Origin of the sequence: Winogradskyella pacifica, from assembly GCF_013403915.1 — a bacterium.
GTDB classification, from domain to species: Bacteria; Bacteroidota; Bacteroidia; order Flavobacteriales; family Flavobacteriaceae; genus Winogradskyella; species Winogradskyella pacifica.
Genome location: NZ_JABFDI010000010.1, coordinates 64251 through 77051, shown reverse-complemented (window position 1 = coordinate 77051; position 12801 = coordinate 64251). Strand labels below are relative to the sequence as shown.

General features: G+C 33.6%; 12 protein-coding genes. All 12 read left to right on the top strand.

Annotation, left to right across the window (positions count from 1 at the left end; genetic code table 11):
• Nucleotides 1-87 precede the first annotated feature (87 nt).
• Nucleotides 88-237 (top strand): hypothetical protein, encoded by a 150-nt coding sequence (locus HM984_RS10470; RefSeq protein ID WP_020894707.1) that lies wholly within the window; start codon nt 88-90, stop codon nt 235-237.
• Nucleotides 238-282: 45 nt separating this feature from the next.
• Complete coding sequence (locus HM984_RS10465) at nt 283-1254, top strand: L-threonylcarbamoyladenylate synthase (protein WP_179349123.1); 972 nt, start codon at nt 283-285, stop codon at nt 1252-1254.
• Between the two features lie 159 nt (nt 1255-1413).
• Nucleotides 1414-1869 carry a 50S ribosomal protein L13 gene (rplM, locus tag HM984_RS10460; RefSeq protein ID WP_020894709.1) on the top strand — a complete coding sequence of 152 codons (456 nt, stop codon included), beginning with the start codon at nt 1414-1416 and terminating at the stop codon, nt 1867-1869.
• Nucleotides 1870-2256 (top strand): 30S ribosomal protein S9, encoded by a 387-nt coding sequence (gene rpsI / locus HM984_RS10455; protein ID WP_020894710.1) that lies wholly within the window; start codon nt 1870-1872, stop codon nt 2254-2256.
• Nucleotides 2257-2471: 215 nt separating this feature from the next.
• Entirely contained in the window at nt 2472-3260 is a 789-nt protein-coding gene (rpsB, locus tag HM984_RS10450) for a 30S ribosomal protein S2 (RefSeq protein ID WP_115810487.1), read from the top strand.
• 81 nt (nt 3261-3341) lie between these two features.
• Nucleotides 3342-4316 (top strand): translation elongation factor Ts, encoded by a 975-nt coding sequence (gene tsf / locus HM984_RS10445; RefSeq protein WP_115810489.1) that lies wholly within the window; start codon nt 3342-3344, stop codon nt 4314-4316.
• Nucleotides 4317-4545: 229 nt separating this feature from the next.
• Nucleotides 4546-5253: a UMP kinase gene (gene pyrH / locus HM984_RS10440; protein ID WP_115810491.1), complete on the top strand. Its 708-nt coding sequence runs from the start codon at nt 4546-4548 to the stop codon at nt 5251-5253.
• Between the two features lie 45 nt (nt 5254-5298).
• The gene (gene frr, locus HM984_RS10435; protein WP_115810493.1) at nt 5299-5853 is read left to right on the top strand and encodes a ribosome recycling factor; all 555 of its coding nucleotides are present in this window, start codon (nt 5299-5301) and stop codon (nt 5851-5853) included.
• Between the two features lie 74 nt (nt 5854-5927).
• Nucleotides 5928-7208: a DUF5686 family C-terminal domain-containing protein gene (locus HM984_RS10430; RefSeq protein ID WP_179349122.1), complete on the top strand. Its 1281-nt coding sequence runs from the start codon at nt 5928-5930 to the stop codon at nt 7206-7208.
• Between the two features lie 170 nt (nt 7209-7378).
• On the top strand, nt 7379-9781 hold the full coding sequence (locus HM984_RS10425) for an efflux RND transporter permease subunit (RefSeq protein ID WP_179349121.1): 2403 nt from the start codon (nt 7379-7381) through the stop codon (nt 9779-9781).
• 40 nt (nt 9782-9821) lie between these two features.
• Nucleotides 9822-11255 carry an asparagine--tRNA ligase gene (gene asnS, locus HM984_RS10420; RefSeq protein ID WP_115810499.1) on the top strand — a complete coding sequence of 478 codons (1434 nt, stop codon included), beginning with the start codon at nt 9822-9824 and terminating at the stop codon, nt 11253-11255.
• Nucleotides 11256-11331: 76 nt separating this feature from the next.
• Complete coding sequence (gene rpoN / locus HM984_RS10415; RefSeq protein WP_115810501.1) at nt 11332-12798, top strand: RNA polymerase factor sigma-54; 1467 nt, start codon at nt 11332-11334, stop codon at nt 12796-12798.
• Nucleotides 12799-12801: the final 3 nt, after the last annotated feature.

The window sequence follows — 12801 nt, the reverse complement described above, 5'->3', positions numbered from 1 at the left end:
CTAATTCTAATAGTAATTACGTCAAGTACACAACTCACAATCATTTAATTTTATAAAAGATTTTACACTAACAATAAATAAACCCATATGATTATCACCAAAGTATTAGGATTAACAAGTGCACTCACTAGAAGTAAAAAAGCCAAAATTGCCATTTTAGGTCTAGAGATGGCCGTATTAGGCTATGCACTTTACCAACAAAATCAGGAAAAGAAAAATAAGCGCCTTAAATCTTAGTCGTATGAGTTTTTGAAGTAATTTTGTAGTAGGATTTTTAAGATTATGAGTATTATTTCAAAAGACATATCAAAAGCGATTCAACTTTTAACAGCTGAGGATATTGTTGCTATTCCAACAGAAACAGTATATGGTTTAGCAGGAAATATCTATAGCGAAAAGGCCATAAAAGCCATTTTTGAAACCAAGAAGCGTCCGTTTTTTAATCCGCTTATTGTTCATATTCCTTCTATAGATGAGCTTTCTAGTATTGTGGAGTACATCCCAGCAAAAGCACAACTCCTAGCCGAAGCCTTTTGGCCAGGACCAATAACGTTGGTTTTAAAAAAGAAAGCGATTATTCCAGATTTAATAACAGGAGGAAAAGATACCGTTGCCGTGCGTGTGCCTAATCACCCAACAACGTTAGAATTATTACACCGCTTAGACTTTCCATTAGCAGCACCAAGTGCCAATCCTTTTAGTAGTATTAGCCCAACTACAGCGCAACATGTAGAAACGTATTTTAAAGATGATATTAGAATGGTTTTAGATGGTGGAGCGTGCACAAGTGGTATTGAATCTACTATTATTGGTTTCGAAAATGACGAACCTATTATATATAGACTAGGTTCAAAATCATTAGAAGATATTGAAGCCATAGTTGGAACGATTGAAATTAAAAATTCGGTTAAAAGTCAAACGGAAGCTATTCCGGATGCACCAGGCATGTTAGAACGTCACTACGCACCAAAAACAAAAACCATCTTAACAAATAATATTTTAGAAGCAGTAAATCTTCATAAAAACAAACGTATTGGACTATTAACGTTTCAGTATGAAATTGAGCATCCTAATATTGAGGTTCAAATAGCACTTTCAACATCTGGTGATTTAGTTGAATCGGCTTCAAATTTATATGATGTGCTTCATCAGTTAGATAAGATGCATCTTGATATTATTATTGCTGAAGAATTCCCAGATTACGGCTTAGGAAAATCTATAAACGATAGACTCACAAGGGCTACAAAAAGTTAAAGTCTGCGGTCCATTTCTAAACCATCTGATTTTCAGCACAAAAATATTTCAATCAAGGTTTGGTAAATCAATACTTTATCGTAAATTTGCAAACTCTTTTTTAAAGAGAAATGTTTAATCTATTGTGTCATTTAAGACACAATTATAAATCAAATTAGTGTGGATACATTAAGCTACAAAACAGTTTCAGCAAACAAAGCTACCGTTAATAAGGAGTGGGTTTTAGTTGACGCTGAAGGACAAACTTTAGGTCGCTTAGCTTCGAGAGTAGCAATACTTTTAAGAGGTAAGCACAAGCCTAATTTCACGCCACACGTTGATTGCGGTGACAACGTAGTTGTTGTTAATGCAGAAAAAATCAACTTAACTGGTAACAAATGGACGGAAAAAAGTTACATCCGTCACACAGGTTATCCAGGTGGACAAAAAAGTCTGACAGCTACTGAATTGTTTGAGAAAGACCCAAGCAGATTAGTAGAGAAGTCAGTGAAAGGAATGTTGCCTAAAAACAAATTAGGAGCAGCCCTTTTTAGAAATTTAACTGTTGTTTCAGGTACAAAGCATGCTCATGCAGCTCAAAAACCTAAAACAATGACATTAAACGAAATTAACTAAATGGAAGTAATTCACAAAATTGGCCGTAGAAAGACGGCTGTTGCTCGTGTGTACGTTGCCGAAGGTAGTGGCAAAATCACAGTGAACAAAAAAGACATGGCGGATTATTTTACTACTGCAACATTGCAGTATAAAGTAAACCAACCTTTAGCCTTGACTAACAATGATGGCAACTTTGATATTACTGTTAACGTATATGGAGGTGGTATCACCGGCCAGGCAGAAGCAATACGTTTAGGCCTTTCTCGCGTTATGTGCGAGTTAGATCCTGAAAACAGATTAGTATTAAAGCCAGAAGGTCTATTAACGAGGGACCCAAGAATGGTAGAAAGAAAGAAATTCGGACAAAAGAAAGCTCGAAAGAAATTCCAATTCTCGAAACGTTAATATCCAAACAACACTTAATTCAGAACTTGATTTTTCAGGTTCTGAATTATTTTATTTTATTGAAAAGATTCTGAATCAACTTTGGAATCAATTTAAAATATTTCAAAATAAATTTGAAATAAAGTTTAGCATCTAAATGAAGCCAACAGCCTATAGCTAAAAGTTAAAAGCCCAACGGAACATTGCTAATTTAACAGAACGTAAACTATTACAAAATGGAAAAAGTAGAAGTAAAAGAATTACTTGAAGCAGGTGTACACTTCGGTCACCTTACACGTAAGTGGAACCCAAACATGGCTCCTTACATCTATATGGAACGTAACGGTATCCATATTATCAACCTTTATAAGACAGCAGCAAAAATTGAAGAAACTTCTGAAGCTTTAGCTAAAATAGCAGCATCAGGAAAGAAAATCTTATTCGTTGCTACAAAAAAACAAGCTAAAGACATCGTAGCTGAAAAAGCTGGTGCAGTTAACCAACCTTATATTACTGAGCGTTGGCCTGGTGGAATGTTAACTAACTTTGTTACAATCAGAAAAGCCGTTAAAAAAATGGCTTCTATTGATAGAATGAAGAAAGATGGTACATTCAACTCTTTATCTAAAAAAGAGCGTTTACAAGTAGATCGTTTACGTGCAAAATTAGAAAAGAATTTAGGTTCTATTTCTGATATGACACGTTTGCCAGGTGCTATCTTTGTTGTAGATATTATGCGTGAGCATATTGCAATAAAAGAAGCTCAAAAATTGAATATTCCAATTTTTGCAATGGTAGATACAAACTCTGATCCACGTGAAGTAGATTATTTAATCCCTTCAAATGATGATGCTTCTAAATCTATAGACAAAGTCTTATCTATCGTAACTTCTGCTATTGCTGATGGTTTAAACGAAAGAAAAGCTGAACGTTCAGATAAAGAAGGTAAAGCTCAAAAAGGAGAAGCTAAAGCTAAGCCTGCTCAAAAAGCAGAAAAAGCAGCTGTATCTGAAGAAGAAGAATAAATAACATTTATACAATACTAAAAGTCATTTGGTTCTTTTCTTTTTGAAAATTAATTAAATGACTTTTTAAATTTAAAAATTATGGAAAATACTGTAAAAATTACAGCAGCAGACGTAAACAAGCTAAGACAAGCAACTGGTGCTGGGATGATGGATTGTAAAAAAGCCTTAGTTGAAGCTGGTGGAGATTTTGATAAAGCCATTGACGTTTTACGTAAAAAAGGACAAAAAGTTGCAGAAAAAAGAGCTGACAGAGATTCTTCTGAAGGTGCTGCTGTTGCTAAAATAAATGCAGATAATACATCTGGTGTTGCTATCGTTTTAGGTTGTGAAACTGATTTCGTTGGTAAAAACGACACTTTTGTAGCATTAGCTAACCAATTAGCTGATATCGCATTAAATCATGACACAAAAGAAGCCTTTTTAGCTGCTGATTTTGGTGGTATGACTGTTGCAGAAAAATTAGTAGAACAAACTGGAGTTATCGGTGAGAAATTAGACATCACTGCTTTCGAAAAATTAGATGCTCCTTATGTTGGACAATATGTACACATCAACAAAATTGCTGCTTTAGTAGGTTTATCTGCTAAAGTTGATAACGTTGAAACTTTAGTTAAAGATGTTGCAATGCAAGTTGCTTCTATGGGAGCATCATCATTATCTTACAAAGATTTTGACCCTGCTTTTATTGCATCTGAAACTGAAGCGCGTATCGCTGTTATTGAAAAAGACAATATCGAATTAGGACGTTTAGGTAAAACCTTAAAGAATGTACCAAGTTACATCTCTATGGCTCAATTAACTCCTGAAGTTATTGCTGAAGCTGAAGAAGCTGCAAAAGCAGAATTAAAAGCTGAAGGTAAACCAGAACAAATCTGGGATAGAATTTTACCTGGTAAAATGGAGCGTTTCATTTCTGATAACACAACTTTAGACCAAGAACAATGTTTATTAGATCAAAAGTTTATCAAAGATGATAAGCAAACTGTTTCTGATTACGTTGCAACTTATGGTGACGTTACTGTTACTAGTTTTAAACGTGCTACAGTAGGATAATTAAGTAACTGCAAAAGCAGAATTTACATATCTTTTAAAAGTCATTATCCAAAATATGGATAATGACTTTTTTTTTAGCGTTTTTTTCACTTTTACAGATGCTAATAATTACGTAGCTTTGCTCAACTTTTAAATCATCTATTGAAATGAGCCAGGATGATACTAATTTTAAAAGAGTACGTACTTGGCAAATTTTACACAGACTAAAAATAGCAACAGAAACTATCTAATGAAATATAAAAGAATATTACTAAAATTATCTGGAGAAGCCTTAATGGGAAATCGTCAATATGGTATAGACCCTGAGCGACTTTCAGAATATGCTCTAGATATTAAAGAAATAACAGAATTAGGTGTAGAAGTAGCTATAGTTATAGGTGGTGGAAACATTTTTAGAGGTGTCGCAGGTGCTATGCACGGTATGGATCGTGTGCAAGGTGATCATATGGGTATGCTCGCCACTGTGATAAATGGTTTAGCTTTACAAAACGCATTAGAAGATAAAGGTATCAAAACACGTTTACAGACTGCTATTAAAATTAATGAAGTTGCTGAACCGTTTATAAGACGAAAAGCAATGAGTCATCTTAATAAAGGTCGTGTTGTAATTTTTGGTGGTGGAACAGGAAATCCTTATTTCACAACAGATTCTGCTGCCGTATTACGTGCCATAGAAATAGAAGCTGATGTAATCTTAAAAGGAACGCGTGTTGATGGTATTTATTCAGCCGATCCAGAAAAAGATAGTACAGCCGTTAAGTTTGATCAAATTTCTTTTAAAGATGTCTTACTTAAAGGTTTAAAAGTTATGGATACAACCGCATTTACTCTAAGTCAAGAAAATGAATTGCCAATTATTGTTTTTGATATGAATAAAAAAGGAAACTTACTAAAAGTAGTTTCTGGAGAAAATATAGGAACAGAAGTCAATGTTTAAACTTTGGCTTAAACTTTGATAACTCTCAATTAAAAAGTTAACACAATGAACGAAGACATTCAATTTATAATAGACACCACAAAAGAAGCTATGGATGCTGCTCTTAAGCATTTAGCTAAGCAATTCACAAATATTAGAGCAGGTAAAGCTAGTCCTGCAATGTTAGGTAGCGTCATGGTAGATTATTACGGCTCACAAACTCCGTTGAGTCAAGTGGCAAATGTAAATACACCAGACGGAAGAACAATAACAGTTCAGCCTTGGGAAAAAAATATGCTTCAAGAAATTGAACGTGGAATTATGATTGCTAATCTTGGTTTTAATCCCATGAATAATGGTGATACAATCATTATAAATGTACCACCACTAACTGAAGAGAGACGACGCGATTTAGCAAAACAAGCAAAATCAGAGGCTGAAGATGCTAAAATTGGGGTAAGAAGCGCACGTAAGGATGCTAATCATGACATTAAAGATTCGGATGTATCTGAAGATTTACAAAAAAATGCTGAAGCCGATGTGCAAAAGCTTACCGATACTTATGTTAAGAAAATAGACGAAGTTCTAGAGCTTAAGGAAAAAGAGATTATGACCGTGTAATTTTAACACGCATAAAATATAACATCCCATTACAATTGGGATGTTTTTTTTAATATCACAATTAAACATTTTAAATGCGAAAGCACCTGTTTGTCGTTTTACTTATAACGCTTGCATCTTACAGTTATGCACAGCAAACACTTGTAAGTAAAAAAGACTCAACAAAAACAGTTCAAGATTCCATTAAGAAAACAGAATTCTTAAATCATATTGGTAACGGATTTCTTCCTTTTAATTATTTCAATTTAGATTTAAAATACCTTATTAAGTTTAATCAATACGAAGGTGTAAGAAGCGGATTAGGTGGTGTTACTAATAACCGATTTTCTGAACGTTACCGCATCGATGGCTATTTGGTTTATGGTTTTAAAGATAAAGAAATTAAATACAAAATCGGTGGCGGATTTAGAGTTAATGAAGCAACAGACACATGGATTAATCTTGCTTATACTGATGATTTACAAGAAACAGGAAGTTCAAAATTTTTAACCGATAAGCGCTTTTTTACCTTTTTTGAACCACGTTTACTAAACATTGATTTGTTTCATAAACACATTACAAAATCGGTTTCAATACAACACAAAATAACTAATCATTTACTTTCAGAAACGCAATTAGCGACTTCTAAAATAGAGCCAACCTATTTTTACAATTTTGCCATAAAGGATAAAACCTACTCTACCTTTGATTTAAGTACTGTTAAAGCAAGTTTACAATGGAGTCCGTTTAGCACCTATACCACCGAAAATGACAAGTTGAAAGAGACCAAGGATGGTTTTCCAAAATTTACACTTCAATACACACAAGCCGTCAGATCTATTTTAGGTAGTGATTTTAATTTTTCTAAACTCGATTTTAGGACCGTACAACAATTTAAACATAAAAATGATGCCATAACAAGTATTACACTTGTTGCAGGTATTGCAGAAGGCAACACTCCAATAACACATTTGTATCACGCTTATCCAAATAACATTAGAAAAGAAACCATACTTCAGCGTTTTTCTGTTGCGGGTTTAAATAGTTTTGAGACGATGTATTTCAATGAGTTTTTTAGCGATCGGTTTTCAACATTACAACTAAAGCACACTTTTAATCGTTTTAATATTTCGGATCGTTTTAAACCACAACTGGTTTTAATATCGCGCTATGCTGTCGGAAACATGAATAATATTAGCAGACACCAAGGCATTGAGTTCAGTACTCTCGATAAACTCTACTCTGAATCTGGTTTTGAAATTAACAAATTGCTCTTCGGTTTTGGACTCAGTTTTGCCTACAGATATGGTGGTTATCACTTGCCTAATTTTGAAGATAACATTGCCTTTAAGTTTACCTTCAATATTTCACTTTAGTATAAATTATATTACTGTTAATTAACCTACAAATCCTTAGGTTTTTTCTACCTTTGCCGCTCATTTCTCTCGCTAGACGAGATTTATGTAGAATGATGGTTTCATCAAAACAATAATGTTTATTTCAATCAATTTCTTATGAGCTTGCTCTAAGGCAGTTTTACTACAGCATGTTTAAACTTTTTACCACAGGATTTTGGGAAGCTATTGCAAGACTTATTCTTCGTAATAAAATCTTTATTCTTATTGCTATTATCTTAGCAACTATATTTTTCAGCTCCCAATGGAAACACATGCGTTTTTCATCTACGGAAGCGAATTTACTACCAGATGACCACGAAGTAAACCTTGTTTATAACGAATTTTTAGAAATTTTTGGAGAAGAAGGCAACCTTGTTGTACTCGGTGTCAAAGATTCTACACTATTCTCTGTAAAACAACTGAATGCTTGGAATAAACTTGCAGATTCCTTTAAAGGCTATGATGAAGTTGAAGCTGTTTTATCTATAAAAGATCTAAAAAAACTAGTTAAAAACACTGAAAAGGTACAGTTTGAATTAGAACCTTTTATAACGGATTCCATAAGTAGTATTGAAGAGGTTAACAAACTTCAAGATGAACTTTTTAATCAATATCCTTTTTACGATAATTTCTTATTTAATGCAGAGACCAAAACTATAAGAACGGCACTCTACTTAAAGAAAGATATTATTAATACACCTGCTAGAAAAGCATTTATTTTAAATAACCTTCAGGAAAAAATTGATGCCTTTGAAGCCCAAACCGGACTCGACGTTAGAGTTTCGGGAATGCCTTATATCCGAACTTTAAGTTCGCAGAGCATTATAGATGAAATTCCTATTTTTATTGGTGGAGCACTATTTGTAACCTCATTAATTTTCTTCTTGTTCTTTAGATCCTTTAGAGCGACTTTTATTTCGCTGGTGGTAGTTTGTATTGGAGTGATGTGGACCTTTGGAATCTTAGGTATACTAGGTTATGAAATTACAGTACTAACGGCTTTAATTCCACCTTTAATCATCGTTATCGGAATCCCAAATTGTATTTTCTTAATCAACAAATTTCAACATGAAGTAAAATCTCACGGAAATAAAGTAAAGTCGTTACAACGTGTAATTACTAAAGTTGGTAACGCTACTTTAATGACTAATGTAACAACGGCTTCTGGTTTTGCTACATTTATACTTACAGAAAGTACACTACTTAAAGAGTTTGGTATTGTTGCTTCGTTGAGCATTCTTGCCATTTTCACATTGTGTTTACTCATTATTCCTATAATGTATACGTTCTTGCCTTACCCTAAAGAACGCCATTTAGAACATTTAAATAAACGTTGGATTGGTGCCTTTGTGAATTGGATGGAATCCATGGTAAAGAATAAAAAGATAACAATTTATATTACTACTCTTATTCTAATTGTTGTTAGTATTATTGGTATTCACCAAATTAAAATTTCGGGTAGTCTCATTGAAGACATGCCTCAAAACACAGAATTTTTTAAGGATATTCGATTTTTCGAATCTGAATTTAATGGTATTATGCCATTAGAAATAATGATAGATACGAAGCGTAAAAAAGGAGTTATGAAATTAGCGACTTTAAAACGTATGGATGAGCTTGAGGAATTAATTACGGATATCCCAGAATTATCGCGACCAATTTCGGTGGTAAGTCTTGTAAAATATAGCAAACAAGCCTATTACAACGGTAATCCTAAATATTACCAATTACCAACAAGTCAAGAAAATAGTTTTATCTTATCGTATGCTAAAAACTCAACCTCGAATGTTGATATGCTTAGCAATTTTGTAGATAGCACAGGCCAATATGCACGTATTACTACGTTTATGAAGGATATTGGTACTGATAAAATGGAGCGTATTCAAGAAGACCTTCAAGCTGAAATAGACAAGTTATTTCCTAAAGAACGTTATAATGTAATCATTACAGGTAAAGCTTTAGTTTTTCAAAAAGGAACTAAATATTTGGTTAAAAACTTAGCCATTTCATTGACACTTGCCATTGTACTTATTGCGCTATTTATGGCGTATTTGTTCCGTTCTTTTAAAATGATAATTGTATCCTTAATTCCTAATTTACTACCACTTTTAGTAACAGCAGGAATCATGGGTTACATTGGTGTACCTATAAAGCCTTCAACTATTTTAGTGTTTAGTATCGCTTTTGGTATTTCGGTAGATGATACTATTCACTTTTTAGCAAAATACAGACAAGAGTTACAAGCCAACAATTGGAAAATTAAAAAATCTGTTTATGCAGCACTTAGAGAAACCGGCGTTAGTATGATTTATACTTCAATTGTATTATTCTTTGGGTTCTCGGTATTTACCATTTCTAGCTTTGGTGGCACCGTAGCTTTAGGAGCTTTAGTTTCTATAACCTTACTATTTGCCATGCTGTCTAACTTACTCTTGTTACCGTCGTTATTACTATCTTTAGAGCGCAATATTGCCAATAAAGAAGTCTTAAGAAAACCTTCCATCAATGTTATTGCTTTGGAAGATGATAACGAAGACGACAAATCAAACTAAGCATATCATTATATTTTAGCCTTAAAAAATTATTAAAAAAATGACTTCAAAAACTGTAGCACAATTATTATCACAAGATGTCACCTTACAAGACGTTAGCATTAAAGGGTGGGTAAGAACGTTTAGAGCCAATCGATTTATAGCTTTAAATGATGGTTCTACCATAAATAATATTCAATGTGTTGTTGATTTTGAAAATTTTGACGAAGCCCTTTTAAAGCGTGTTACTACGGGAGCTGCAATTCATATTACAGGCGAGTTAGTAGAAAGTCAAGGTAAAGGACAATCGGTTGAAATTGTTGTAAAAACATTAGAGGTTCTAGGCGATTCTGATCCAGAAACCTACCCTATTCAACCCAAAAAACACTCGTTTGAATTTTTAAGAGAAAACGCTCATTTACGTACAAGAACAAATACGTTTAGTGCTGTAATGCGTTTACGTTCTTCATTATCTTTTGCTGTTCATAAATACTTTAATGAAAATGGCTTTAACTATATGCACACACCTATTATTACAGGAAGTGATGCTGAAGGTGCAGGTGAAATGTTTAAGGTTACCAACTTAGATTCAAAAAACCCGCCATTAAATGAAGATGGTTCTGTAAATTATAAAGAAGATTTCTTCGGAAAAGAAACAAATTTAACGGTATCTGGTCAGCTTGAAGCTGAATCTTACGCTATGTCTTTAGGGAAAGTGTATACGTTTGGCCCAACGTTTAGAGCAGAAAACTCTAATACGTCGCGTCACTTAGCTGAATTCTGGATGATAGAACCAGAAGTTGCTTTTATGGACTTAGCTGGTAATATGGATTTGGCTGAAGATTTCATGAAGTCTGTATTGAGCTATGTTTTAGAAAACAATAAAGAAGATTTAGAGTTTTTAGACAAGCGTCTTTTAGATGAAGAAAAAACAAAACCTCAGGCAGAACGCAGCGAAATGAGCTTAATTGAAAAAATTAAGTTTGTTGTAGATAACAACTTTAAACGTGTAAGCTATACAGAGGCTATAGATATCTTAAAAAACTCTAAACCAAATAAAAAGAAGAAATTCAATTATATTATTGAAGAATGGGGAGCTGATTTACAATCTGAGCACGAACGTTTCTTAGTAGAAAAGCATTTTAAATGTCCAGTAATATTATTTGATTACCCAGCCAACATTAAAGCCTTTTACATGCGTTTAAATGAAGACGGAAAAACGGTAAGAGCTATGGATATTTTATTCCCCGGTATTGGCGAAATGGTTGGAGGATCGCAACGTGAAGAGCGCTTAGATGTCTTAAAAGAAAAGATGAAAGCTTTAGATATTTCTGAAGAAGAGTTATGGTGGTATTTAGATCTACGTAAATATGGTTCGGCAGTACATTCTGGTTTCGGATTAGGATTTGAACGCTTAGTTATGTTTGCTACAGGAATGGGAAATATAAGAGATGTTATTCCTTTTCCTAGAACACCACAAAATGCAGAGTTTTAATTTCTAAATAATATACCTGATAGGTTTCAAAAACCTGTCAGGTTTTTTTATTACATTTATAATCAACAGAAATTTTATGTCTCTAAAGCAGTTTTTATCATTTAAACTATCTCAAAAGTTATCTCCACAGCAGATACAACTTATGAAGTTGATTCAATTGCCTACACAGGCTTTTGAGCAACGTTTGAAGCAAGAGTTAGAAGAAAACCCCGCCTTAGATACCGGAAAAGAATCAGAAGCGTCTGAAGACAATGTAGATGAATTTGATAATTCTGAAACGGATTATGATGACAATGAAACGATTGAAGCTGATGATATTAATATCGACGAATACCTAAGCGACGATGAAATCCCTGAATACCGTACGCAAGCCAATAATTACAGTGCTGATGATGAAGATAAGACGATGCCTTATGCTGCTGGGACTTCATTTACGCAACATTTAATAAATCAGTTAAACACCTTTAGATTAACCGAACAAGAAGAAGAAATTGCGTATTTCCTGGTTGGTAGTGTTGATGAAAGCGGTTACATACGTCGTTCTCTAGCTGATATTACAGATGATTTAGCTTTTACACAAAATGTGTATACAACAGAAGAGGAAGTTGAAAAAGTACTAAATATTGTGCATCTATTAGATCCTGCAGGTGTTGGCGCTCGTAATCTTCAAGAATGTTTAAGCATTCAGTTACATAGAAAAGAACAGCATCCAGATGTTGAATTGGCAACAACTATTATAGATAAAGGCTTTGAGCAATTTACCAAAAAGCACTATAAGAAGTTAATGCAAAAATTTAATATTAACGAAGAGCAACTCAAAGAGGCTATAGAAGAGGTCGAAAGACTTAATCCTAAACCTGGTGGTTCTTATGCTGGTAATAACAAAATCGTAGAACATATTGTACCAGACTTTGCTATAAAGATTGTAGATGGAGAATTGGAACTTACTCTAAATGGTAGAAATGCACCAGAATTGCATGTCTCTCGGGAATACAATAATATGCTTAAAGGTTATAAAGAGACTAAAGAAAAGTCTAGAGCCCAAAAGGATGCAGTAATGTTTATAAAACAAAAATTAGATGCTGCTAAGTGGTTTATTGAAGCGGTAAGACAACGCCAGCAAACTTTATTTGTTACCATGAGTTCGATTATGCATTACCAAAAAGAATACTTCTTATCTGGTGATGAGCGTAATTTGCGCCCTATGATATTAAAAGATATCGCTGACGAAATTGAAATGGATGTGTCTACCATTTCTAGAGTTGCCAATAGTAAGTATGTTGACACTCCATACGGCACAAAATTAATTAAAGAATTCTTCTCAGAATCGATGACTAACGATCAAGGTGAAGAAGTTTCAACTAGAGAAATTAAAAAGATTCTAGAAACGGTTATAGAAGAAGAAAGTAAAAAGAAACCTTTAACTGATGAAGCGCTTTCTAAAATCTTAAAAGAAAAAGGTTATCCAATAGCAAGACGGACTGTTGCTAAATATAGAGAGCAATTAGATATTCCTGTGGCGCGATTGAGAAAGGAACTTTAAGTT

What these genes read in the sequence shown, in the direction of transcription:
- HM984_RS10470 (WP_020894707.1), top strand. Translation starts at nt 88, where the DNA reads ATGATTATCACCAAAGTATTAGGATTAACAAGTGCACTCACTAGAAGT.
- HM984_RS10465 (WP_179349123.1), top strand. Translation starts at nt 283, where the DNA reads ATGAGTATTATTTCAAAAGACATATCAAAAGCGATTCAACTTTTAACA.
- rpsI (WP_020894710.1), top strand. Translation starts at nt 1,870, where the DNA reads ATGGAAGTAATTCACAAAATTGGCCGTAGAAAGACGGCTGTTGCTCGT.
- rpsB (WP_115810487.1), top strand. Translation starts at nt 2,472, where the DNA reads ATGGAAAAAGTAGAAGTAAAAGAATTACTTGAAGCAGGTGTACACTTC.
- tsf (WP_115810489.1), top strand. Translation starts at nt 3,342, where the DNA reads ATGGAAAATACTGTAAAAATTACAGCAGCAGACGTAAACAAGCTAAGA.
- pyrH (WP_115810491.1), top strand. Translation starts at nt 4,546, where the DNA reads ATGAAATATAAAAGAATATTACTAAAATTATCTGGAGAAGCCTTAATG.
- frr (WP_115810493.1), top strand. Translation starts at nt 5,299, where the DNA reads ATGAACGAAGACATTCAATTTATAATAGACACCACAAAAGAAGCTATG.
- HM984_RS10430 (WP_179349122.1), top strand. Translation starts at nt 5,928, where the DNA reads ATGCGAAAGCACCTGTTTGTCGTTTTACTTATAACGCTTGCATCTTAC.
- HM984_RS10425 (WP_179349121.1), top strand. Translation starts at nt 7,379, where the DNA reads ATGTTTAAACTTTTTACCACAGGATTTTGGGAAGCTATTGCAAGACTT.
- asnS (WP_115810499.1), top strand. Translation starts at nt 9,822, where the DNA reads ATGACTTCAAAAACTGTAGCACAATTATTATCACAAGATGTCACCTTA.
- rpoN (WP_115810501.1), top strand. Translation starts at nt 11,332, where the DNA reads ATGTCTCTAAAGCAGTTTTTATCATTTAAACTATCTCAAAAGTTATCT.